The 21,362-nt window shown below is 68.1% G+C and carries 20 protein-coding genes; 8 read left to right on the forward strand and 12 right to left on the reverse strand.

All coding sequences use genetic code 11. The annotated features are described in order from the left end of the window. Positions 1 to 4 precede the first annotated feature (4 nt). Genes ABZV44_RS03055 through ABZV44_RS03065 form a run of 3 tightly spaced genes read left to right on the forward strand, consistent with a single transcriptional unit; the run spans position 5 to position 2,615 of the window. Entirely contained in the window at positions 5 to 1,039 is a 1,035-nt protein-coding gene (locus ABZV44_RS03055; protein ID WP_354831189.1) for a thiolase domain-containing protein, read from the forward strand. Further along, the gene (locus ABZV44_RS03060; RefSeq protein ID WP_354831192.1) at positions 1,036 to 2,202 is read left to right on the forward strand and encodes a thiolase domain-containing protein; all 1,167 of its coding nucleotides are present in this window, start codon (positions 1,036 to 1,038) and stop codon (positions 2,200 to 2,202) included. Before ABZV44_RS03055 ends, ABZV44_RS03060 begins: the two co-directional genes overlap by 4 nt. After that, a complete protein-coding gene (locus ABZV44_RS03065; protein WP_354831195.1) occupies positions 2,199 to 2,615 on the forward strand; it encodes a nuclear transport factor 2 family protein in 417 nt (138 codons plus the stop codon). The genes ABZV44_RS03060 and ABZV44_RS03065 overlap by 4 nt, the downstream gene beginning before the upstream one ends. Before the next feature lie 118 nt (positions 2,616 to 2,733). Here ABZV44_RS03065 and ABZV44_RS03070 read toward each other — a convergent pair whose 3' ends face one another. After that, positions 2,734 to 3,930, reverse strand: a complete 1,197-nt coding sequence (locus ABZV44_RS03070; protein WP_354831645.1) for a cytochrome P450 — start codon at positions 3,928 to 3,930, stop codon at positions 2,734 to 2,736. A gap of 206 nt (positions 3,931 to 4,136) precedes the next feature. Here ABZV44_RS03070 and ABZV44_RS03075 point away from each other — a divergent pair, with 206 nt between their 5' ends. Both ABZV44_RS03075 and ABZV44_RS03080 read left to right on the forward strand, forming a co-directional pair. Continuing rightward, positions 4,137 to 5,303, forward strand: a complete 1,167-nt coding sequence (locus ABZV44_RS03075; protein WP_354831197.1) for a steroid 3-ketoacyl-CoA thiolase — start codon at positions 4,137 to 4,139, stop codon at positions 5,301 to 5,303. 358 nt (positions 5,304 to 5,661) lie between these two features. Beyond that, positions 5,662 to 6,078: a helix-turn-helix domain-containing protein gene (locus ABZV44_RS03080; RefSeq protein ID WP_011207048.1), complete on the forward strand. Its 417-nt coding sequence runs from the start codon at positions 5,662 to 5,664 to the stop codon at positions 6,076 to 6,078. Between the two features lie 588 nt (positions 6,079 to 6,666). Here ABZV44_RS03080 and ABZV44_RS03085 read toward each other — a convergent pair. The 7 genes from ABZV44_RS03085 to ABZV44_RS03115 form a co-directional block, all read right to left on the reverse strand. Beyond that, positions 6,667 to 7,698, reverse strand: coding sequence for a hypothetical protein (locus ABZV44_RS03085; RefSeq protein ID WP_354831203.1), 1,032 nt, complete (start codon positions 7,696 to 7,698; stop codon positions 6,667 to 6,669). A gap of 19 nt (positions 7,699 to 7,717) precedes the next feature. After that, on the reverse strand, positions 7,718 to 8,230 hold the full coding sequence (locus ABZV44_RS03090; protein ID WP_354831205.1) for an ImmA/IrrE family metallo-endopeptidase: 513 nt from the start codon (positions 8,228 to 8,230) through the stop codon (positions 7,718 to 7,720). A 10-nt stretch (positions 8,231 to 8,240) separates the two neighbouring features. After that, positions 8,241 to 9,485 carry a hypothetical protein gene (locus ABZV44_RS03095; protein ID WP_354831208.1) on the reverse strand — a complete coding sequence of 415 codons (1,245 nt, stop codon included), beginning with the start codon at positions 9,483 to 9,485 and terminating at the stop codon, positions 8,241 to 8,243. Positions 9,486 to 10,086: 601 nt separating this feature from the next. Further along, positions 10,087 to 11,166 carry a nitronate monooxygenase gene (locus ABZV44_RS03100; RefSeq protein ID WP_354831210.1) on the reverse strand — a complete coding sequence of 360 codons (1,080 nt, stop codon included), beginning with the start codon at positions 11,164 to 11,166 and terminating at the stop codon, positions 10,087 to 10,089. Next, positions 11,163 to 11,921, reverse strand: coding sequence for a CoA-transferase (locus ABZV44_RS03105; RefSeq protein WP_354831212.1), 759 nt, complete (start codon positions 11,919 to 11,921; stop codon positions 11,163 to 11,165). Before ABZV44_RS03105 ends, ABZV44_RS03100 begins: the two co-directional genes overlap by 4 nt. Beyond that, positions 11,921 to 12,799: a CoA-transferase gene (locus ABZV44_RS03110; RefSeq protein WP_354831215.1), complete on the reverse strand. Its 879-nt coding sequence runs from the start codon at positions 12,797 to 12,799 to the stop codon at positions 11,921 to 11,923. The genes ABZV44_RS03105 and ABZV44_RS03110 overlap by 1 nt, the downstream gene beginning before the upstream one ends. A 15-nt stretch (positions 12,800 to 12,814) precedes the next feature. Next, positions 12,815 to 13,579, reverse strand: a complete 765-nt coding sequence (locus tag ABZV44_RS03115) for an enoyl-CoA hydratase family protein (RefSeq protein ID WP_354831217.1) — start codon at positions 13,577 to 13,579, stop codon at positions 12,815 to 12,817. A gap of 56 nt (positions 13,580 to 13,635) precedes the next feature. Between ABZV44_RS03115 and ABZV44_RS03120 the strand changes: the two genes are divergently transcribed. Next, on the forward strand, positions 13,636 to 14,424 hold the full coding sequence (locus tag ABZV44_RS03120) for an SDR family oxidoreductase (RefSeq protein WP_354831648.1): 789 nt from the start codon (positions 13,636 to 13,638) through the stop codon (positions 14,422 to 14,424). A 28-nt stretch (positions 14,425 to 14,452) separates the two neighbouring features. Beyond that, positions 14,453 to 15,364, forward strand: coding sequence for an SDR family oxidoreductase (locus tag ABZV44_RS03125; protein WP_354831218.1), 912 nt, complete (start codon positions 14,453 to 14,455; stop codon positions 15,362 to 15,364). Positions 15,365 to 15,539: 175 nt separating this feature from the next. On the opposite strand, the gene ABZV44_RS03130 is transcribed toward ABZV44_RS03125, so the two are convergent. After that, positions 15,540 to 16,373: an SDR family oxidoreductase gene (locus ABZV44_RS03130; protein WP_354831221.1), complete on the reverse strand. Its 834-nt coding sequence runs from the start codon at positions 16,371 to 16,373 to the stop codon at positions 15,540 to 15,542. 85 nt (positions 16,374 to 16,458) lie between these two features. Between ABZV44_RS03130 and ABZV44_RS03135 the strand changes: the two genes are divergently transcribed. Then, a complete protein-coding gene (locus ABZV44_RS03135; RefSeq protein WP_354831223.1) occupies positions 16,459 to 17,337 on the forward strand; it encodes a metallophosphoesterase in 879 nt (292 codons plus the stop codon). Here ABZV44_RS03135 and ABZV44_RS03140 read toward each other — a convergent pair. From ABZV44_RS03140 to ABZV44_RS03150, 3 genes are all read right to left on the reverse strand, one after another. Continuing rightward, a complete protein-coding gene (locus ABZV44_RS03140) occupies positions 17,326 to 18,705 on the reverse strand; it encodes a solute carrier family 23 protein (protein WP_354831226.1) in 1,380 nt (459 codons plus the stop codon). The genes ABZV44_RS03135 and ABZV44_RS03140 overlap by 12 nt on opposite strands. Before the next feature lie 206 nt (positions 18,706 to 18,911). Continuing rightward, positions 18,912 to 19,319: a hypothetical protein gene (locus ABZV44_RS03145; RefSeq protein WP_354831228.1), complete on the reverse strand. Its 408-nt coding sequence runs from the start codon at positions 19,317 to 19,319 to the stop codon at positions 18,912 to 18,914. A 66-nt stretch (positions 19,320 to 19,385) separates the two neighbouring features. After that, positions 19,386 to 21,215 carry a multicopper oxidase domain-containing protein gene (locus ABZV44_RS03150; RefSeq protein ID WP_354831651.1) on the reverse strand — a complete coding sequence of 610 codons (1,830 nt, stop codon included), beginning with the start codon at positions 21,213 to 21,215 and terminating at the stop codon, positions 19,386 to 19,388. Positions 21,216 to 21,362: the final 147 nt, after the last annotated feature.

Consider the following 21,362-nt stretch of genomic DNA (forward strand, 5'->3'; position numbering starts at 1 on the left):
CACCTTGAACCACAAGGCAACTGACATCGCGGTCGTGGGCTTCGCGCACGCGCCGCACGTGCCGGAGACCTTCGGCACCACCAATGGCGTCGAGATGCTCGCGCCCTGCTTCCAGGAGCTCTACGCCAAGCTCGGCATCGGGGTCTCCGACATCGGCTTCTGGTGCTCCGGTTCCTCGGATTACCTTGCCGGACGCGCCTTCTCGTTCATCTCGGCCATCGACTCCATCGGCGCGGTGCCGCCGATCAACGAGTCGCACGTGGAGATGGACGCGGCCTGGGCGCTGTACGAGGCGTGGGTGAAACTGCGCTCCGGACAGGCCGAGACGGCCCTGGTGTACGGCTTCGGCAAGGCCTCGGCCGGTACCCTGCGCCAGATCCTCACCCTGCAGACCGACCCGTACCTGGTCGCGCCGCTGTGGCCGGACTCGGTGTCCATCGCCGGCCTGCAGGCCCGCGCGGGCCTGGACGCGGGCCGCTGGACCGAGTCGGACATGGCCGCGGTGGCCGCGCGCAGCACCGGATCCGACGCCGAAAAGCTGCTGGCCGCACCGAAGGTCGCCGATCCTTTCCGCGCCCATGACATCGCGCCCATCACCGACGGCGCGGCCGCCATCGTGCTGGCCGTGGGCGATCGCGCCCGCGAGCTGTGCGAGCGTCCGGCCTGGCTGACCGGAATGGCCCACTACATCGACACGCCGGTGCTGGGTGCGCGCGACCTGACGGTCTCGGCCTCGGCCAAGAAGGCGGCCGACGCCGTCACCGGCGGCGACGCGAGCGGCTTCGACATCGCCGAGCTGCACGCGCAGTTCAGCCACGAGGAGCTGATCCTGAAGCAGGCCATCGGCCTGAACGGCACCACCCGGATCAATCCGTCCGGCGGTCCGCTGTCGGGCAATCCGATGTTCGCCGCGGGCCTGGAGCGCATCGGCTTCGCCGCCACCGAAATCATCAACGGCACCGCGAATCGCGCACTGGCCCACGCCAGTTCGGGCCCCGCGCTGCAGCAGAACCTGGTTGCCACCCTGGAGGCACGATGACTTTCCCCGCCGCGGTGCTCGGCACCGGACAGACCCATCACGTGACCAAACGGTCGGACGTATCCATGGGGGGTATGGTCCGCGAGGCCATCGACCGCGCCCTGGTGGACTCCGGCCTGACCATGGCCGATATCGACGCCGTGGTGGTCGGCAAGGCCCCCGACTTCTTCGAGGGCTCCATGATGCCGGAGCTGTTCCTCGCGGATGCCCTGGGCGCCACCGGAAAACCGCTGCTCCGGGTGCACACCGCCGGTTCGGTGGGCGGCTCGACCGCGATCGTCGCGGCCAACCAGGTGCAGGCCGGCGTGTACGGCAAGGTGCTGGCCATCGCGTGGGAGAAGCAGTCGGAGTCCAACGCCATGTGGGCGCTGTCGAATCCGGTGCCGTTCACCATGCCGGTCGGCGCGGGCGCGGGCGGCTACTTCGCCCCGCATGTGCGCGCCTACATCCGCCGCTCCAACGCCCCGCTGCACGTGGGCGCCATGGTCGCGGTGAAGGACCGCCGCAACGGCGCGCGCAATCCGTTCGCGCACCTGCACCAGCCCGACATCACCCTGGAATCGGTGATGTCCTCCCAAATGCTGTGGGACCCTATTCGTTTCGACGAGACCTGCCCGTCCTCGGACGGCGCCTGCGCCATCGTGATCGGTGACGAGGCGTCCGGCAAGGCCGTGGAGGCGCAGGGCAAGAAGGTGGCCTGGGTGCACGGCACCGCCATGCGCACCGAGCCGCTCGCCTACGCCGGCCGCGACCAGGTCAACCCCAAGGCCGGTCAGGAAGCCGCCAAGGCGCTGTGGAAGCAGGCCGGGATCACCAACCCGCTCGAGGAGATCGACGCGGCCGAGATCTATGTCCCGTTCTCGTGGTTCGAGCCCATGTGGCTGGAGAACCTGGGCTTCATGCCCGAGGGCGAGGGCTGGAAGCTCACGGACGCCGGGGAGACCGCCATCGGCGGGAAGCTGCCGGTCAACCCCTCCGGCGGCGTGCTCTCCTCCAACCCGATCGGCGCCTCCGGCATGATCCGCTTCGCCGAGGCCGCCAAGCAGGTCATGGGCCGGGCCGGCGACTACCAGGTGGAGAACGCCCGCAAGGCCTACGGCCACGCGTACGGCGGTGGCTCGCAGTACTTCTCGATGTGGGTGGTCGGGAGTGAGCAGCCGTGACCACCACGACCGAACACCCGGCCCGGGTAGCGGGCACGGCGTCGCAGGCCGCGGTGCGGGCGAAGAACAAGGAGGCCTGGGTGGCGCTGTTCGCCGCCGACGGGATCGTGGAGGACCCCATCGGGCCGTCCTTCTTCGATCCCGAGGGCGTCGGGCATCGCGGCGCGGAGGCCATCGCGGCCTTCTGGGACACGGCGATTGCCCCCACCGAGTCCATCGAGTTCCTCTTCGACGACTCCTTCGCCTGCGGTCGTGAGGTGGCCTACACGGGCCGCATCCGCACCACCATGGGCGGTCATATCGTCGACGCGGAAGGGGTCTTCACCTACAAGGTCGACGAGGACGGGAAAATTCTTGCCCTGCGCGCCTTTTGGGAGACCGAGCGCGCCATGTCGACGATGAAGAAGGCCTAGGCCCTCGGTCCGGCATACGAAAGACGAAGCGGGCGACTGGATTCAACCAGTCGCCCGCTTCCTTTTTCTCCGCCCCGAGGAGTGAGAGGGGAACGGAGCGGATCAAATCATCTGCGGCTCAGTGCTTCACGGGGCAGGTCTTGTAGTCGACCTGGAATTCCTTGATGCCGTTGAGCCAGCCGGACTGCAGCCGTCGCGGATCCCCGAGCTTGGAGATGTCGGGCATGTGGTCGGCGATGGCATTGAAGATGATCTCGATCTCGAGCCGGGCCAGGTTCGCGCCGATGCAGAAGTGCGCGCCGGTGCCGCCGAAGGACAGGTGCGGGTTCGGATCACGCAGGATATTGAAGGTGTACGGATCCTCGAACACCTCCTCGTCGAAGTTGGCCGAGCGGTAGGACAGCACGACCCGCTGACCCTTCTTGATCTGCACGCCATTGACTTCAACGTCCTCGAGCGCGGTGCGCTGGAACGAGCTGACCGGGGTGGCCCAGCGGATGATCTCGTCGGCGGCGGTCTTGGGCCGCTCCTTCTTGAAGAGCTCCCACTGGTCCGGGTTCTCCATGAACGCGATCATGCCGTGCGTGGTGGCATTGCGGGTGGTCTCGTTGCCCGCGACGGCCAGCATCATCACGAAGAAGCCGAATTCCTCCGGCAGCAGCGCCTCGCCGTCCATGTCGGCATTGATGAGCTGGGTGACGATGTCGTCGGCCGGGCAGGCCCGGCGGGCCTCGGCCATTTGGTACGAGTAGCCGAGGATCTCGGTGGAGGCGGTCACCGGGTCGGCGTCGCTGTCCGGATCGTCGTAGCTGGTCATGTCGTTGGACCACTTGAACAACTTCATGCGGTCTTCCTGCGGCACGCCGATCAGTTCGGCGATGGCCTGCAGCGGCAGCTCGGCGGCCACCTGCTCCACGAAGTCACCGGTGCCGGAGTCGGCGGCGGCCTTCACGATGGCCTCGGCCCGGGCGGTCAGCTCGGCCCGCAGGCCGTTGATGACCCGCGGGGTGAAACCCTTGGAGATGATCTTGCGGAGCTTGGTGTGCTCCGGGGCGTCCTTGTTCAGCAGGACGAAGCGCTGCAGATCGATCTGCTCGCGCGTGATGTCGTCCTGGAACCGCGGGATGGCGGTGTTCTCATAGGTGGAGAACACGTCGTCGCGCCGCGAGACGGTCTTGACGTCGGCGTGCTTGCTGAGCACCCAGAAGCCGTCGTCGGTGAAGCCACCGACCTCCGGCGACTTGGGGTTCCACCAGATGGGGGCGGTGCGGCGCAGTTCGGCGAGTTCTTCGACCGGGACCCGGTGCGCCCACATTTCCGGGTCGGTGACATCGAATCCATCCGGCACATCGGGCCGGGCTGCAGTGTCGACCACCAGCAGTCTCCTTTGACCAACTGAAACACGTTCTACCGCTATTGAAGCACAGGAGGTAAAACAAGAGAAGGGACTAGGTATTGGTCCGGAACAGGCTTACGTTACTGGTTGTGAACTCGTTGCAGTTCTAATCCGGAAGGAAAGACATGGGTACTCCCGTCATCGTCGAGGCCGCCCGCACGCCCATCGGCAAGCGCAATGGCTGGCTGGCCGGCCTGCACGCCGCCGAGCTGCTGGGCGCGGCACAGCAGGGCGTGCTCGAGCGCGCGGAACTGAATCCGGCGCTGGTCGAACAGGTCATCGGCGGCTGCGTCATGCAGGTCGGCGAGCAGGGCAACAACGTCACCCGCACCGCCTGGCTGCACGCCGGGCTGCCGTGGCAGACCGGCGCGGTCACCATCGACAACCAGTGCGGTTCGGCGCAGCAGGCCGCGGGCCTGGTGGCCGGGCTCATCTCCACCGGCGCCATCGAGGTCGGCATGGCCTGCGGCATCGAGTCCATGAGCCATGTTCCGTTGGGCGCCAACGTCGGAACGCATGCCGGCCCGCGCCGGCCCGCGTCCTGGAACATCGACATGCCCAACCAGTTCGAGGCCGCCGAGCGAATCGCCAAGCGGCGCGGCATCACTCGCGACGATGTCGAGGAGCTGGGTGAGCGCTCACAGCGACTGGCCGCGCAGGCGTGGGCGGAGGGCCGTTTCGACCGCGAGGTGCTGACCATCAAGAACGCGCCGCAGGTCGACAAGGAGGGCAACCTCACCGGCGAGTTCGCCGACATCAGCCGCGACCAGGGTCTGCGCGAGACCACCCGCGAGGGCCTGGCGAAGCTGAAGCCGGTGCTGGAGGGCGGAATTCACACCGCCGGCACCTCCTCGCAGATCTCCGATGGCGCGGCCGCGGTGCTGCTCATGGACGAAAAGGCCGCGCAGCGTGAGGGATTGCGCCCGCGCGCCCGCATCGTGGCGCAGTGCCTGGTGGGCGGCGAGCCCGAATTCCACCTGGATGGTCCGGTGCAGGCGTGCGAGCGACTGCTCGAGCGCAGCGGCATGAGCATCTCCGACATCGACTTGTTCGAGATCAACGAGGCTTTCGCGTCCGTGGTGCTGTCGTGGGCCTCGGTGCACAAGCCGGATTTCGATCGCGTCAACGTCAATGGCGGCGCCATCGCGCTCGGCCACCCGGTCGGCAGCACCGGATCCCGCTTGATCACAACGGCTTTGCACGAGCTGGAGCGCACGGACAAGACCACCGCCATGGTCCTGATGTGCTGTGGCGGCGCCCTCGCGACGGGCACGATCATCGAACGGATCTAGTCCCTCAATGATTTTCGGCCAGGTTGAACGTTCATCCTGCTGGCCGCAAAACGTGGCGTACGCCACATGCTCAGCGGCAGCGACAGGAAGATGAGACGTCAGCTATCTTGTGGCTACCCGTGGCCCGTCCGGGAAGAGCCTCGCGACGGGCCAGAACCGGGGCTCTTAAGCGCTCGGCAAGAACCGTAGGGTTAGCCCGCAAACGCCCAAGCCACAGCGGGTCAAGCGGATGACCGCCTAGAAGCTTCAAGGAAATCGCGAATCAGGCGTAGGTTTTCAGTTACTGAGCCGCTAATATCAATGATACGTATCCGAGATAACGACTGTTAGTACAGCGAAGGGAATTGGGCGGCTCACAATGGCTGATTTCGCGGCGCGGCTGAACAAGCTGTTCGAAACCGTGCATCCCCCGGGGCGTAAGCCGCACACGAACGCAGAGGTGGCGGCCGCCTTGACGGCATCCGGCCATCCGATCTCGAAACCGTATCTGTCGCAGTTGCGGTCGGGACAGCGCACGAACCCGTCGGATGAGACGGTGGCAGCGTTGGCAAAGTTCTTCAAGGTCAAGCCGGACTACTTCTTCAACGACATCTACGCGGCGAAGATCGATCACGATCTCGAGCTGCTGTCCCAGCTGCAGGGCTACGGACTCCGTCGTCTGTCGAGTAGGGCGTTCGACCTGTCCGAAGAATCTCAGAACCTCCTCACCTCCATGGCGGAGAAGTTGCGGGCAAGCGAAGGACTGCCCGAAATTCCTCCGGACGGCACGGAATAGGCACTGCCACAGAGCAACACAGTGCGGCTAGCTCGGAGGCCGCACTGTGTTGGTTTGTTACAGGGCTTGCTCCGGACTGGACATGAACGGGTCACCGGCACTGCTTGCAGGGCAGTGCCGGTGACCCGCCGGACCATTCGGTTCGAGTGAAGGATGTTGCACCGGTCTCAGCGTGCTGAGTCCATGTGGCGTAGACCCCTGCGCTGGTGCAGTATGCACAAACCTGGCATAACACCAACTGGGCGAGTCCGGTCGGTCTAATGAGTTGTTTTGTGCACTATGTCGTTTTGTGCACTGTGGATGTTTCGGCCCCCAATGCATCATCTGCGACAAGCAAGAGTGACAACATCTACTGACAAGCAAAGTCCCGTACTGCGCACGACGGGTTCGATGAGACGAAACCTCGGATACGAAGTCTCATCGCGCAGGGCCCGCCGGAATGCCACGCCCTTGGCAATCGCGCGCGGTACGGGACTTGCGCATTTGCGACAAGATCGCAATTGAGTCGGTGATCTCCGCGTGATCAAGTTCGGAGGCCACCGAGGGGTAATGCGCAGATCCGGCCGAATAGTAATGGAAAAGTAATGACTACCGTTGCGCAGAGCCCTGAATCGTGCTCGGCGACGCGGCCGTCATCGCGTCGTAGGCGCGGGCGATGGCCTGCACCCAGCCACGCGGACTGACCCCCGCCGGCGGCGAGATCCAGCGACCGTCGATCACCACCTCGCCGAACGGATTCCGCGACCACTCGGCCACCCGCTGCGCGCGCTCGGCCACCGAGACCGGTGGCGCCGCCGCCGCGGCCAGCTCCACTCCGCCACCGGACTGCAGATAGAGCGCGTCCATGATCTGCGCGACCTGATCGGAAGCCTTGAGCTGCGTGCCCGATCCGGTCTGTTCATGCGCCACCACCTCCGGGAAGCGCGCGATCAACACCCGGTGCAGGGTGTGAATCTGCTTGAGCAGCACCCGGGCTCGCCACCACAGCTCGATCACGATCCACACCGCGCCGACGGCGATGAGCATGGCCGCGATCTGCCACATCGGCCAGAACCAGCCCTCGTCGCCGGGCTTCGGCAGCGGCTCGTCGCGCATCTCGCGGCGAATCGACATCGCCGCCAGCACGCCGACCACCGCGGTACCGCTGGTGTAGAGCGCGATGCCGCGGCCCAGCGTGGTCCAATCCAGGTTGCGCACACCGGTAATCACGATGAACACACACTCCAGCAGCACGATCACCCAGCCGAGGGTCAGCGACCAGAGCAGCGTGAGCATCATCGCGACCGCGCCGCCGGTGTAGATCATCATGCCGATCTGTCGCAGATTGCGACGCGACACCACCGGCCACGCCGCGGCCGCCACCACCGAGGTAGCGGTCGCGAACATGATCCACGCCGCGGTGACCACCCGGTCGCCCAGCCACTGGCCGTGCACGCCACCCGGCGCCGAATGATCAACGGCCAGAGCGATTTCCGGCACGCCGACGGTCACCGCCAGCGCCACCGCGGCCACCGCGATCACGATCGCGACCCGCGCGGTGGTCGCCGGTTTCACCAGCACGCGCCCGACGCGTGCACCCGAGGCCATCCACACCAGCATGGCCGTCACCCAGAAGGTCATGCCGCATCCCCTGACTCGGTCATCCCAACGCCTCATCGAATCGAAGGACCGAGACGCCCGCGCCCCGGCTGTTGAAAACGCGCAGGCGAGTCATGAGCATGCTCGCGAAAGTCTCCGCCTCCCACTCGCATTGCTCGTCGTCGCCCAGATCGATGGCCTTCTGATGCGCGCGCTGGCTGAGCATGTAGGCGATGAGATCGTCGCTGGCCTCCAGCACCACCTCGGTCGCCGCCTCGCCCGGATGGTCGAAGACGATGTGCCCCAGCTCGTGCGCCAGGGTGTGCTCACGACTGGGCAGCGACTGCGCCAGCACGATCACATCCCGGTCCGGATAGCTGCGGCGCTGGCCGCACACGCCCGGACCCAGTTGGGCACTGGCGATCTCGATGATCCGCCGCCGCTCCGCCGAGATGGCGAGCACCACCTCGTCCAGGTCGGTGGCGTCGAAATCGGCGGCCACCGCGCACACCGCGTCCACCGCGGCGGCCACCCGGCGGTAGGACCCGATGCTATGAGCCTTGCTCCCGGTCATCGCGGTCCTCTCATACCCTCGGTCCGAAGAAAGCAGCGCGCGCGGCATCGACGCGCGCCTGGGCCGCGGACGCGCTCTGGAAGCTCACCGCGCCCGAGCCGGTGCCCACCAGCGCCATGGCGATCAGCCCGCCGAGCACCGACAGTGGCTTCCACGGCGGCAGCGGGCTGGTGTTCGAGGTCGGCTTCACATCCGGATTCGGCTGGGCCGGAACGGGAACGGGAGCGGGTGCCGGCGCGGGGGGCGGCGGAGGCGGAGGCGCGGCAGGTGCGACCTCCGGCTCGGGCAGCGCGGCCGCCGGCGCCACGACGGCGGGCAACTGCGGCACGGCCGGGGGCTGCGGAATCTCCAGCGGCACCGGCGGCACCGCAGGTGCGGCGGGCGGCGGGATCAGCAACAGCAGCAGTGGCGAGGCGCAGACCGCGGCGGAACCGAGCCCCGCCGAACCGAGCCCCGCCGAACCCACCACGGCCGATCCGAGATCGGCCGAACCCGCGGCGGAACCCGCCCCGGCCGAACCGACACCCGAGCCCGTCGCGGTGAGTGCACCGACCGCGGAACCCACACCGGCGGAACCGATTCCGGCGGAACCGACCGCGGCCGAACCGGTGCACAACGCGGCCAGCCCGGCCGAACCCGTTGCGGCCGAGCCCACCGCGGCCGAACCGGTTGCCACCGAACCCGTGCCGAGCAGCACACTCAGCAGTGCGGAACCGGTGCCCACGCCCGCCGAGCCGACGCCCGCCGAACCCAGGCCGAGCACGCCCGCGGTCCCGAGACCGGCGGAACCGACTGCGGCGGAACCGGTTCCGAGCGCGGCCGAACCGGTGGCCGCCCCGGCCGAGCCGGTACCGCCGACGGCCGAACCCAATCCCGCACCGGCGGAACCCGTTACGGCAGACCCGGCGCCCAGGGCCGCGGAGCCGGTACCGCCCAGCACGGTGCCCAGTCCGGCCGAACCGACCGCGGCCGAGCCGACACCGGCGGAACCGACACCGGCCGAGCCGGTTCCGAGCGCGAGCAGCATGGACAGCAGATCCTGCGGCCCGGCCACCGGGGTGACGGGCTGCGGACGAGTGGCACCGATTGCCTGAGGCTGCGTGACGGCGGGCGCCTGCGGTTGCGAACCGACGGGCGCGGGCAGGGTCGGATCCTGGCCCGCGGGTACGGGATCGAGCGGGATGCCCCCGGGCTGTGCATCGGCAACCGCGGGCGCGAGCAGCGCCGAACCGGTGACAGCTGCGATCACTGCCACCAGGCGCATTGCACGATCGACGATCATGCGACAGCCATCCCCTCATCAGATACCGCGCGCTTGGCTTGCTCCGCACCAGGGGTACGGAATCCCGATCCGCACCAGGCAGATCGGGACAGGTCTCGAGCTCACACTGTCGCCCCGATTGCCGGACCGTTGCGGAACGCGGCCATCGTACCGGTCACAACGGCAATCCGCGCAAGTCCCCGATTGCATTAGGGGGGCTCACAAACCGTACGCCTGCGCGACACCCCATGTACCCAATATCACCAGCGGCCCAGGCCAATTGGCCTGGGCCAGGCGCTTTGGGCCAGTCCTCACCGTCGGAACAGAACAACTGTGAGGTCTGAAACCTCGTACGAAAGCTGACAAATCAGGCAAAAGGCAGCTAACTCGCAGGTGCCCCGACGACCCGACATGGATTCCGCACAAAGGCGCCCCAACGTTGCGTCATGAGTCGATAAACGCGCGAAGCCGCCCCCGGGCGAGAGGTTCCGGGGACGGCTCGGCGCGCGCCGGATGGGCGCGCGCAAGGATCCGAGGGTTGGCCGGATCCGGGTGCGCGGTCGGGCTGTGGTGGCCGCGCACGTTCGGGGACGCGTCAGGCGGTGGTGGTGACGCGGTAGGTGTTGAGGCTGTCGATGCGCTCGATGGCCTCGGTGATGATGCGGTCGATGAGGTCCTGCACCGTGGGCAGGTCGTCGATGATGCCCGCGACCTGGCCGGAGGCGAGCACGCCCGCGTGGGTGTTGCCCTCCACCAGACCGGCTTTCAGCAGCATCGGGGTGTTGGCGGCCATGATGACCTGGGACCAGGTGAGGCCCTTCTGCTTCCGCATGCCGATGCCGTCCTTGATCATGGTCGACCACTTCATGCCGGTCATGCTCTTGAACTTGACGGCGTTCGAGACGGCGGCGGTGAGTCCGCGCAGGCCGCTGGAATGCTCCAGCTTGTCCACCAGTTCGGTGTTCAGCACGCGGTGCGGCATGCCGTCGACCTTCTTGGAGACGACGGTGTCCTGCAGTCCGCGCTTGAGGTACTCCTGCTTGACCGAGTCCGGGACGCTCGAGTCCTGGGTGAGCAGGAAGCGGGTGCCCATGGCGACACCGGCCGCGCCGTAGGACAGCGCGGCGGCCAGACCGCGGCCGTCGAAGAAACCACCGCCGGCGACCACCGGGATGTCGACCGCGTCGAGCACGGACGGCAGCAGCAGCGTGGTCGCGACGGAACCGGTGTGGCCACCGCCCTCACCGCCCTGCACGATCACCGCGTCCGCACCCCAGGAGGCGACCTTGACCGCGTGCTTGGCCGCGCCGATGGACGGCATGACGACCACGCCGTTGTCCTTGAGCTTGGCGATGAGCTCCTTCTTGGGAGCCAGCGCGAAGGAGGCCACCTTCACGCCGTCGCGGATCATCATGTCGATGCGGTCGGGCGCGTCGGACAGGTCGGCGCGGATGTTCACGCCGAAGGGCTTGTCGGTCTTGGCCTTCGTCTTGGCGATGGCCACCTCGAGTTCGTCGAGGGTCATGGTCGCCGAGGCGAGGATGCCGAGGCCGCCCGCGTTCGCGGTGGCCGCGACCAGGCCCGGACCGGCGACCCAGCCCATGCCGGTCTGCACGATCGGGTGCTCGATGCCGACCAGTTCGGTCAGCGGCGTCTCGAGCCGTTGCGCGGTCATGCCGTCACTTCCTTCTCACGGAAGCCCTTGGGATCCAGCACGGTCCGGATGATGGTGAGCTCTTCCTCGGTGGGCAAACGGGTCTCGCCCGCCTCGGTCAGCCCCGCGATCTCGAAGGAGGTGTTCTCCGCGACCTCGTCGGCGGTCACACCCGGGTGCAGCGACAGCGCGCGCAGGGTGTGGTCCGGGCCGTTGAAGTCGAACACGCCCAGGTTCGAGACCACCCGGTGCAGGTGGTGGAAGCGGTAGGCCGGATTCTCGGAATCGACCTTGTCGTAACCGATTCCGGACACGATGTCGACCTGGTCGACGAACACCCGCTTGTTGTGCTTGGGCACGAAGTAGCTGGTGGCGTGATTGATGGTGTTGCCCGGCGCGCCGCGCACACCGAACATCTGCCGGGTCGGCTGCTGCAGCGGACCGAACGCGGACAAGTTCTGGTTGCCGTACCTGTCGATCTGATTGGCGCCCATGACCACATGGCGGCGACCGGAATTCACCACATCGAAGACCTTCGAGAACGGAATCCAGCCCTCGATGGGCGCCTTGCCGCCGATCGGCGGGATCTCGGCGAAGAACAGCGCCTCACCGTCGGACAGCAGCAGGTCCGGCTCGAAGGTGAGCCGCGCCAGCCGCGCGCCGATGGTGGTGACGGTGGACATGGGCGAGGCCATGATCTCGCCCGCGCCCCGGAAGATCTCGGCGGCGGCGACGACGCAGATCTCGGCCCGAGTGATCGTGGTGGTGTCTGTCATTACTTCTGCTCCTCGGCGAAAGCCTTGACGGCGGCCTGGTATTCGGCCTCGGACACGTCCAGGTAGCGAGCCTTGAACTCGGCCCACGACTCGGGCGTCTTGGCGGCCTCGACATAGTGGCGCTGGAACTTCTCGTCGCGGCCGTAGCTGCCGGAGAAGGTGAAGTGCGCGCCGCCGGGGGCCTCGACCACCCCGTCGACCATCATGCGGTTGAGGATGAGGGCCTGCGTCGGAACGGCTTTCACCAGTTCCTCGGTCTCGATGAGACGGTCCACCGACAGGTAGCGCTTCTCGGCGGAGAGCAGGTACAGGTCGTCCATGTACGGATCGACGCCGGTGTAGGCGGCATTGCCGTGCTTGTCACCCAGGTCCAGGTGCACGAAGGCGGCATCCAGGTTCAGAGCGGGCATGGCGACGAGGGTTTCGCGGCGGCCGTCGGCATCGGCGTACGGGGACTGGACGGTCTCGAGCTCGCCCTCCCAGAAATCGATGACGGCAGAACCCAATCCGGCACGGATGGGCAGGAACGGCAGGCGGGCCGCGGCGGCCTGCAGACCGCACTTGACCATGCCCTCGTCCATCTCGCGCACGGTGATCGCACCCTCGGTGCGGGCCTTCGCGAACCACGGGTCATAGAACGGCGCGGAGTCCAGGGACACGAAGCCGTAGTAGGCCTTGCGCACCTTGCCCGCCGAGCACAGCAGGCCCAGATCCGGGCCGCCGTAGGTGACGACGGTCAGATCGGTGATGTCCGAACGCAGCAGGGCGCGCACGAACGCCATCGGCTTGCGCCGGGAACCCCAGCCGCCGATGCCGATGGTCATGCCGCTGCGGAGCTCGCCGACGACCTCGTCGAGGCTCATTCGCTTGTCGCGCATAGTGTTTCGCCCCTTCTACTTTGCTTTTTTCTGAGCGGCCAGGTCGTCGTCGAAGCGCGCCCGGATCTCGTCGGCCACGCCCGCGAGATTCAGCTCCATGGTGAAGCCCTGCTCGAAGCGGTAGGAGCGGTGCACGTCCTGCACATCGATGCCGTTGAGCGCCTTCTTGGCGGCGCGGATGACGCGGCCGTCCTTGTTGGCGATGTTCTTGGCGACCTCCATGGCGGCGGCGTCGAGTTCGGCGCGCGGCACCACCTTGAAGACCGAGCCGTAGTGGTGCAGCTGCTGCGCGGTGAGGGTGCCCGCGGTGTAGAACATGGTCCGCATCAGGTGCTGGGGGACCAGTCGCGCCAAGTGGGTGGCCGCACCGAGCGCGCCGCGGTCGACCTCGGGGAGGCCGAAGGTCGCGTCGTCGGAGGCGACGATGACGTCGGAGTTGCCGACCAGGCCGATGCCGCCGCCGAGGCAGAAGCCGTTCACGGCGGTGACGACCGGAACCTCGCAGTCGTAGATCGCGGCGAAGGCGGCGAAGCAGCCGTGGTTGGCGCGAATCAGGGCGGTGTGCCCGGTGTCCGCGTTCATCTCCTTGATATCCACGCCCGCGTTGAAGCCGCGGCCCTCGGCGCGCAGCACGACGACCCGGGTCTCCGGGTTGCGGCCGGCCTGGGTGACGGCGTCGGCCAGGGCGAACCAGCCGTCGGAAGGCAGCGCGTTGACCGGCGGGTAGTCGACAGTGACGACTTCGACGCCCTCGGTTTCGGTGTGACGGTTGATCCCCATCGAATGTCCCATCGTTGGCAAAACAAGCAAGTGCTTGGTAGGTTATCACGGTGGGAATCGAAGTAAACCTGTCCGGCTCGGTCGTCTTGGTCACCGGCGGCGTGCGCGGCGTCGGCGCCGGCATCAGCCGGGTCTTCCTGGACGCGGGCGCGACCGTGGTGGCCTGCGCGCGACGGCCCGGCGACACCCCCGTCGAGAGCAATGGCCGCGGCATCGACTTCCTGCCGTGCGATGTGCGCGATCCGGACTCGGTGCGCGGGCTGATCGAGGCCATCGTCGCGAAGTACGGGCGGCTCGACACCGTGGTGAACAATGCCGGTGGCGCGCCCTTCGCCCTGGCCGCCGACGCCAGCGCCAACTTCCACGCCAAGATCGTGCAGCTGAATCTGCTGGCGCCGCTGCTGGTTTCGCAGGTGGCCAACGAGGTCATGCAGAAGCAGGAGACGGGCGGATCGATCGTGATGATCTCCAGCGTCTCCGGGCATCGGCCCTCCCCGGGCACCGCGGCCTACGGCGCGGCCAAAGCCGGTGTGGACAGCCTGGTTTCGTCGCTCGCCGTGGAGTGGGCTCCGAAGGTGCGGATGAACTCCGTCATCTGCGGCCTGGTCAACACCGAGTCCTCGCACCTGCACTACGGCGACGAGGAGGGCATCGCCTCGGTGAGCCGAACGGTTCCCATGCAGCGCATGGCGACGCCCGAGGACATCGGTCGCACCGCCGCGTTCCTGGCCTCGCCCCTGGCCGCGTACGTCACCGGCAGCGCGCTGCTGGTGCACGGCGGCGGCGAGAAGCCCGCCTTCCTCGAAGCATCCACCGCAGACGTCCCCGCCGTCTCGGGCCACTAGACCGATCGAACACGAAGAGGTAATCGATATGACCGACAACAAGATCTGCGACGGCCGCGTCGTCATCGTGACCGGCGCCGGTCGTGGCATCGGCCGTGCTCACGCCCTCGCCTTCGCCGCCGCCGGCGCGAAGGTGGTCGTGAACGACCTCGGCGCCGAGCTCGACGGCGCGCCCAGCCCGGACTCCCCGGCCGCGCAGGTCGTCGAGGAGATCAAGGCCCTCGGCGGCGAGGCCATCGTGAACGGCGACGACATCTCCGACTGGGAGGGCGCGCGCCGGCTGATCCAGACCGCCGTCGACACCTTCGGCCGCCTGGACGTGCTGGTCAACAATGCCGGCATCGTGCGCGACCGGATGCTGGTCAACCTCGGCGAGGACGAGTGGGACGCGGTCATCAAGGTGCACCTCAAGGGCCACTTCGCGCCCATGCGGCACGCCGCCGAGTACTGGCGCAACGAGGCCAAGGCCGGGCGCACCCCCGAGGCCCGCATCATCAACACCAGCTCCGGCGCGGGCCTGCTCGGCTCGGTCGGCCAGGGCAACTACTCCGCCGCCAAGTCCGGCATCGCGGGCCTGACCCTCACCGCGTCGGCCGAATTCGCGCGCTATGGCATCACCGTCAACGCCATCGCCCCGGCGGCCCGCACCCGCATGACCGAGACGGTCTTCGCCGACATGATGGCCGCCCCCGAGGACGGCTTCGACGCCATGGCCCCGGAAAACGTCTCGCCGCTGGTGGTCTGGCTGGGCAGCGCCGATTCCGCCGGTGTCACCGGCCGCATGTTCGAGGTCGAGGGCGGCAAGGTGACCGTCGCCGACGGCTGGCGCCACGGCGTCTCCATCGACCGCGGCGCCCGCTGGGAGCCGGCCGAGCTGGGCCCGGTCGTGCGCGACCTGCTGTCCAAGGCCACCACCCCGGAGCCGGTCTACGGCGCGTAATCTCCCCCGCCTCTCCGGGCCTTCAGCGGACGGGCAGAGAGCCCCTACCGTTGGCATTCCGTGCCGGCGGTAGGGTGCCCGACAGTTCCGGACGTACCCGGCGAGTAACCCGATCTCGCGAAATCGGTTGTCCCGTATCCGATTACCGATCTGCTCCGACCCTGCGCTGTGCCCGCTACTTCTTGCGAATGCCGGAGACCAGGGCGAAGAGGGCGTCCAGGATCGGGGTCGGGGTGAGCGAGGTGGCCACCACCTGGATCTTTCCGGCGAGGCCCGGGATGTAGCGAGCCCTGGGGCGCTTCGCGGTGAGAGCCTTTTCCACCTCGTTGACGACCGAGTCGACGGGGGCGGCGATCCTCGGGACCTGCTGGGACATCTTGCGCAGGCCCGCGAGGTGGGCGCTGTAGAGCTCGCGCTGGGCATCGGTGAGGTGGGCGGTGGTGGTGTCGACCATGTCGGTCGCACCGAACCAGAGGTCGGTGGCGATCGGGCCCGGCTCGATCAGGGACGTGTGGATTCCCCACGGGCGCAGCTCCACCCTGAGGGCGTCGACCAGGCCCTCGAGGGCGAACTTGGAGGAGTTGTAGGCGCCGGTCCCGGGGGTGGAGATGCGGCCGGACAGCGAGGAGATGAAGACCACGCGGCCCCGGGTGGCGCGCAGGCGCGGGAGAACGGCCTGGGTGACCGCGACCGCACCGAAGACATTGACCTCGAACTGGTTTCGGAGGGTGTCCAGATCGAGGAGCTCGACCGGACCGTCGGCGACGATGCCCGCATTGTTGACCACGGCCGTCAGGTCCGCGGGCAGCACCTCGTCGAGGGCGGCGATGTGGTCCGGATTCGTGACATCGAGGACGACCGGAGTGATGCGGGAGTCCGCCGCGGCCAGCGCCTCACCATCGGAGAGCTTGCGGACGCCGGCGTAGACCTGCCAGTTCTGCTGCGCCAGACGCAGGCAGACGGCCTTGCCGATGCCGCGCGCCGCGCCGGTAACCAACACAGAGTTCATGGAGGTCAGCCTAATTCGGGCCGGCCGAAAGCGGCGTCCGGGCATTGCGGATGCCGTCCGGGGACGGGGGTGCCACCATGTGGCGATGGGGAATGTCCTGATCGTCGGAGACCTGCACGGGAACACCGCGCATGCGCTGGCATTGATACGGGTCGCGGCGCGGAATGACTGCGAGCGGGTGTTCGCGGTGGGGGACTTCGGGGCGTGGGAGCACATGCACTCGGGACGGCGGTACTTCGACGTGGTGAACAGGGCGGCCAAGCGCGCCGGGGTCACCGTGTACTTCCTGGACGGGAATCACGACAAGAGCTCGCTGCTGCACGAGCTCTACGACGAGCATCCGGACGACGAGGGATTCCTGGTGTGCCGCAAGCACCTCAGGTACGCCCCACGCGGGCACCGCTGGACCTGGGAGGGCACCAGCTTCGCCGCCTTCGGCGGGGCCCGCTCCACCGACAAGGGCTGGCGGCTGGCCCGGGAGGCCCGCAAGGCCGAGCAGATCGCCAAGCGACGCGGCTACGGCTCCTCGAAACGGCCCGAGACCGCGGGCATGCTGTGGTTTCCGGAGGAGGAGATGACCGACGCCGAGCTGACCGGCCTGCTCGATGCCGACAACTCACCGGTGGACGTGCTGCTCACACACGACAAACCGCGAGCCTCGCAGCCGAAGTGGAATCGCAAGGACACGGACGAGTGCTATCCCAACCAGGACCGCATCCAGCGGGTGGTGCGGACGCTGCGGCCCAGCGTGCTGTTCCACGGCCACCTGCACGTCCGCTACACCGACACCATCGCCGCCGATGACGGGCAGTGGACCCGGATCGAAGGGCTGGCCTGCGACCCGGAAGCCGCGCGGTACCTCGAGTATTCGTCCGAACACTCCTGGTACGTGCTGCAGCTGCCCTACGCCGGAGAGCAGGCGGACGGACCGGCCGCGGCCGAACCCCGTTCGCTACCTGCCTGATTCGTCGTAGGAGGAGGTGCCCTCGTCGAGCAGCGGCTCCTCCCCCTTGAAGTGCGCGGGCGCGAAGACGCGCAGCACGTGGTAGCCGGTGATGACGACCAGGGTGCCCAGGGCGATGCCACTCAGGGTGAAGTTGCTGGTGAACTTCATGCTCACATTGCCGATGCCGATGATCAGGCCCGCGGCGGCGGGCACCAGGTTCAGCGGATTGCGGAGATCGACCCGGGCATTGGTCCAGATCTGCGCGCCCAGCAGGCCGATCATGCCGTACAGGATGACGGTGATCCCGCCCAGCACCCCGCCCGGAATGGCCGCGACGATGGCCCCGAACTTGGGGCACAGGCCGAACAGCAGCGCGAAGAACGCGGCGGCCCAGTAGGCGGCCGTGGAGTACACCCGGGTGGCGGCCATGACGCCGATGTTCTCCGAGTAGGTGGTATTGGGCGGGCCGCCGACCGCGGTGGACAGCATGGAGGCCGCGCCGTCGGCGGCGATGGCGGTGCCGAGCCTGTCGTCCAGGTTGGCGCCGGTCATCTCGCCGACCGCCTTCACGTGCCCGGCGTTCTCGGCGACCAGCGCGATCACCACCGGCAGCGCCACCAGCACCGCCGACCACTGGAAGGACGGGGCGTGGAAGCTGGGCAGGCCGAGCCAATCCGCCTTGGCCACACCGGACAGATCCAGCCGCCAGTGATCGGTGACCTTGCCGCTGCCGTCGGCGGAATGGATCTGCCCGAACACCCGGTCCAGCACCCACGAGAGCCCGTACCCGAACACCAGGCCCAGGAAGATCGCGATGCGTGCGAAGAATCCGCGCAGGCCCACCACGGCCAGCCCGGTGAACAGCATGACCAGCAGCGCGGTCCACTGATCCTGCGGCCAGTAGGTCGAGGCGGTGACCGGGGCCAGGTTGAAGCCGATGAGCATGACCACCGCGCCGGTCACCACCGGTGGCATGGCGGCGTGAATGATGCGCGCCCCGAACCGCTGTACGGCCAGGCCGATCAGGAAGAGCGCGGCGCCCACCACCAAGCAGGCGCCGGTAACCGTCGCGCTACTACCGCCCTGTGCCCGGATCACCGCGGCCACACCCACGAACGAGAGCGAGCAGCCCAGATAGCTGGGTACCCGGCCGCGCGTCGCGAGCAGGAACAGCACGGTCGCGACGCCCGACATCATGACAGCGAGGTTGGGATCGAGCCCCATCAGCACGGGCGCAACGAAACTCGCACCGAACATGGCCACCACGTGTTGCGCGCCCAGCCCGAAGGTGCGCGGCCACGACAGCCGCTCGTCCGGCCGCACCACCGCCCCCGGCGCGGGCGAGCGCCCGTCGCCGTGCACCTTCCAGCGGACACCCAGATCCATGAACCGCCCGCTTTCTCCCTGAGGCCCGAAACAAGTCCGCGGCCATCCTAATCCGAGCAAATCCCCAGCTCGCGGCGCGCTCCCCACCGTGCCCGTAGAGCCCGGCCGGTGCGGTACGAGCCCACCCGGGCCGGTCCGGTGGGCCGTCTTCACACCGCTGGGCAATGTCCCGCAACCCCTCCCGGCGCGCGGGGACGCCGACCGGTTCAGGGCAGGCCGTATCGGTGCCGGACGGCGGTGGGCAGGGCGTACGGGTTCGGGGCATCCACTTGCGACGCGGCCGAATTATCGTGCGGTGCCGCAGTTTTCGACGACTCCGGGGCCGGTCGCATCAACAGACGCCAAGCGGTCGCCACCGCGGGATCGGCGGTGAGTTCACCTCGCAGGCGATCGGCGCATTCGAGCGCGTGCGCGAGCGCCTGTTCGTGGGCATGCGAAATCGCCTGTGCCATCCGCGAATCCGGTAGCTCCAGGGCGGTGATGCGGCCGTCCGGTGCGACCACGATCCGCACTCCGTCCACGTCGGCGCGAGCCCGCACCCCGTCGACGGCGTCCTGTACCCGCCGGGCCTTGCGGGCTATCTCCTCGAACCGGCCCTCCACCGATCTCGACATGCACGCAGTGTAGGAATCCCGGCCGAAATGCCGTGGCATCCCGGTAACTTCGCGCACCCTGCGGAGTCAGGGCTGGACGCGGATCTGCTGCATCATGTCGTGGTCGGCATGGTCGAGGTTGTGGCAGTGCCACACATAGCCGTGGATCTCCGGGGTGTCCGCCATCCCGCCCGCCATGCCGGCACCGGTGGGCGCCATGGCCTCCGCGCCGGGCGGCACCGGGACCACCGCATCGGGATCGAAGCCGAGCTCCTCGACCGATGGCCACCTCACCAGGATCCGGGTGATGGTGTCGGTCGGGCACTCGATGGTGTCCTTCCACCCGGCCTCCCAGGGCGGCGGCCCCTGCTGGGGCCCGATGGCGAACCCGTCGGCCGAGGGCGCCCAGCGGGTACCGAACGCCGGCGGGTAGTTGGCGAGGAAGTAGGCCGAGGTGAGCATGGGCTGGCGGCCGATCACCCGCATCCGGGCCAGGTGCAGGTGGATGGGGTGATCGAACGGGGTGGTGTTGACGATGTCCCACTGTTCCACCGCCCCGGCCCGCGCGGTATCGATGTCCGCGCTCAGGAAGGGCAGATTGTTCAGCGACATCATGGTCGGGAAGACCGCCGCGGCCCGGGAATCGTCATTGAGGCCGAGTAGCGTCACCGTGCGCACCGAGCCCGGCCGGTAGGTGGGTTCCAGTGGGTCCGGCAGGCCGGGGCCGCCCCGGAGCAGTCGCGGGATGTCGTGGGCCGGACCGTCGCCCGCGCCGGCGAAGCGCATGATGGGACGCAGCTCGGGGGCCATGAACACGGCATTGCCGAAATCGTTTTCGGCGGTATTGATCAGGTCGACGGTCTCGTCGTCCCCGAGGCTACTGAAATCGACGAGCAGGTCCACCCGTTCACCGGGGCTCACCCGGATCGACGGTGTCGGCACCGGCCGGTCCAGCAGGCCCAGGTCCCCGCCGATCGCGAAGAACGGCATGCCGTTGGAGAACTCGAAGATGTAGGGCCGCGAGTTGGAGCCGTTGAGCAGCCGGAACCGGTAGACGGTGCGCCGCACCTCGAGCCGCGGCCACACCACCCCGTTCACGCAGCACACGTCCCCCAGCTGCCCGGATTGGTTGTAGCCCTGGGGAATATAGGTGGCCACCATGGGTTGCAGGCTGCCGTCGGCATTGAAGGTCCGGTCCTGCACGATGAGCGGGATCTCGAACTCGCCGCTGGGCAGGCCGATCGGGTTGTCGTCGCCCCCGGTGTCGAATTCGTCCCGCAGGTAATACATTCCGGCCAGCCCGGCCTGGATGTTCAACCTGGTGATCCCCATGGCGTGGTCGTGGTACCAGAGGGTGGCGGCCTCCTGGCGGTTGCCGTACGCGAAGCTGGGCCCGCCGCCATTGCGCCAGCCGATGAGCGGATGTCCGTCGGAGTCGGGGGAATTCGCGCCGCCGTGCAGGTGCACGGTGAAGCGCGGATCGGTGCGATCCAGCTCGGTGACGCCGTGCATGGTCAGGTCCACATGCTGGGCCAGCACATGGGTGCCCAGCTCATTGCGAAAGCCGATACGCGCCACCTGATCCCGATGCGCCTCCAGGTTCGGCCCGAGCACCGGCTGCCCGAAGCCCCAGCTGCGGGTCTCCGGCAGTTCCCGGTGATAGCGATGGGTTCCCGAGATGGCCGCCAATTCCCCTGCCGCCCGCCGTGTTTCGAGAATGGGCAGGTCGTCGACGAACGGCTGCAGTGCGGGCGAATGGTAGTTGAACGGCGTGAACGTCGGCGGGGGCAGCGGGGGCAGCGGCACGGGCGGCGGGGGCAGGGGGACCGGATCGGCGGCCGCAGCAGCCATGTAGCCCATGCCCGCTAAACCGAAGGCCCCCAGCAGGAAACCCCTTCTCGGCAGGTACTCCTCCATCACGGTCCCCACCCCGGACAACTACGCCTTCAACCGGTCTGCCGTTCGACGATAGCGGACATTGCCAGGCCCCGGACGCGAAAGCGGCGCGACTCCGCCTCTCCGCGCCGCGAAACTCGGTGTGCCGCTTCCCAAAAGCCGTACCGG

The sequence above is a fragment of the Nocardia sp. NPDC004860 genome, assembly GCF_040609015.1.
Lineage (GTDB): Bacteria > Actinomycetota > Actinomycetes > Mycobacteriales > Mycobacteriaceae > Nocardia.

Coding starts and splice junctions, on each gene's coding strand:
- ABZV44_RS03060 (WP_354831192.1), top strand. CDS start 1,036: ATGACTTTCCCCGCCGCGGTGCTCGGCACCGGACAGACCCATCACGTG.
- ABZV44_RS03070 (WP_354831645.1), bottom strand. CDS start 3,930: ATGTGGGCGCACCGGGTCCCGGTCGAAGAACTCGCCGAACTGCGCCGC.
- ABZV44_RS03075 (WP_354831197.1), top strand. CDS start 4,137: ATGGGTACTCCCGTCATCGTCGAGGCCGCCCGCACGCCCATCGGCAAG.
- ABZV44_RS03080 (WP_011207048.1), top strand. CDS start 5,662: ATGGCTGATTTCGCGGCGCGGCTGAACAAGCTGTTCGAAACCGTGCAT.
- ABZV44_RS03085 (WP_354831203.1), bottom strand. CDS start 7,698: ATGACCTTCTGGGTGACGGCCATGCTGGTGTGGATGGCCTCGGGTGCA.
- ABZV44_RS03090 (WP_354831205.1), bottom strand. CDS start 8,230: ATGACCGGGAGCAAGGCTCATAGCATCGGGTCCTACCGCCGGGTGGCC.
- ABZV44_RS03100 (WP_354831210.1), bottom strand. CDS start 11,166: ATGACCGCGCAACGGCTCGAGACGCCGCTGACCGAACTGGTCGGCATC.
- ABZV44_RS03105 (WP_354831212.1), bottom strand. CDS start 11,921: ATGACAGACACCACCACGATCACTCGGGCCGAGATCTGCGTCGTCGCC.
- ABZV44_RS03110 (WP_354831215.1), bottom strand. CDS start 12,799: ATGCGCGACAAGCGAATGAGCCTCGACGAGGTCGTCGGCGAGCTCCGC.
- ABZV44_RS03115 (WP_354831217.1), bottom strand. CDS start 13,579: ATGGGGATCAACCGTCACACCGAAACCGAGGGCGTCGAAGTCGTCACT.
- ABZV44_RS03125 (WP_354831218.1), top strand. CDS start 14,453: ATGACCGACAACAAGATCTGCGACGGCCGCGTCGTCATCGTGACCGGC.
- ABZV44_RS03130 (WP_354831221.1), bottom strand. CDS start 16,373: ATGAACTCTGTGTTGGTTACCGGCGCGGCGCGCGGCATCGGCAAGGCC.
- ABZV44_RS03135 (WP_354831223.1), top strand. CDS start 16,459: ATGGGGAATGTCCTGATCGTCGGAGACCTGCACGGGAACACCGCGCAT.
- ABZV44_RS03140 (WP_354831226.1), bottom strand. CDS start 18,705: ATGGATCTGGGTGTCCGCTGGAAGGTGCACGGCGACGGGCGCTCGCCC.
- ABZV44_RS03145 (WP_354831228.1), bottom strand. CDS start 19,319: ATGTCGAGATCGGTGGAGGGCCGGTTCGAGGAGATAGCCCGCAAGGCC.
- ABZV44_RS03150 (WP_354831651.1), bottom strand. CDS start 21,215: ATGGAGGAGTACCTGCCGAGAAGGGGTTTCCTGCTGGGGGCCTTCGGT.